The sequence below is a fragment of the Roseomonas chloroacetimidivorans genome (assembly GCF_049629625.1).
In the GTDB taxonomy this organism is placed as follows: Bacteria; Pseudomonadota; Alphaproteobacteria; order Acetobacterales; family Acetobacteraceae; genus Roseomonas; species Roseomonas chloroacetimidivorans.
Window position 1 is genome coordinate 1 of record NZ_JBNBZS010000312.1, and the last position, 710, is coordinate 710.

General features: G+C 67.6%; 1 pseudogene. It reads left to right on the top strand.

Going from position 1 to position 710, the window contains the following annotated elements:
• Positions 1–188 precede the first annotated feature (188 nt).
• Positions 189–580: pseudogene (locus tag ACO1BU_RS37675) on the top strand (transposase); the annotation flags it as partial.
• Positions 581–710: the final 130 nt, after the last annotated feature.

The following is a 710-nucleotide window of genomic DNA, read 5'->3' on the forward strand; positions in this document are numbered from 1 at the left end:
TTGCTAGATTGGTCCACCCCGCCTGCCTGGCCGTAGCCTGTGGCGGCTCCACGCCGACCACGAACAGAAGCGAGGAACCCGCGACGTGACCACCACGCCGGTCATTGACCGACCCGATTACAGAAGGACCTGTTAGCGCCTGAATCCTTGGCAAGGTGCGTGCGTTCTCTGGCTTTCTGGAGAACGGGATGGCGCTGACGGATGAGCAGTGGGCGGTGCTGGAGCCTCTTGTCGAGGCCTGCCGCCCGCAGGCCAAGGTACCACCTCAGCACCTGCGCCGGACCATCGGGGCCATTCTCTGGCGGCACGACAACGGCGCGAAGTGGCGGGCCCTGCCGGTGGAGGAGGGGCCCTGGTGGATGGCCGCACAGACCTTCATACGCTGGTCGCGCCTGGGCGTCTGGAAGCGCCTGCTGAGCATGGCGCAGGACCGAGGCATGGGGCTCGGCATGACCTTCCTCGACGGCACCTCCGTGCGGGCGCACGCCAAGGCCGCCGGGGCGGCCAAAAAGGCGCGACAGCGGCGGAGCGGGACGAGCGTGAGGCACTTGGTCGCTCTCGTGGCGGCTTCGGCACCAAGATCGTACCCATCCGCCGACGGCCGCCTTCCCTGGCCTGGGTGCCCGCTGATCTTACTGACGTTCGTAAGAGTGTCGGTAAGGGCAGGTGGGTGGGATGGAGATCATCAGCGGGGTCGAGCGGCGTCGGCG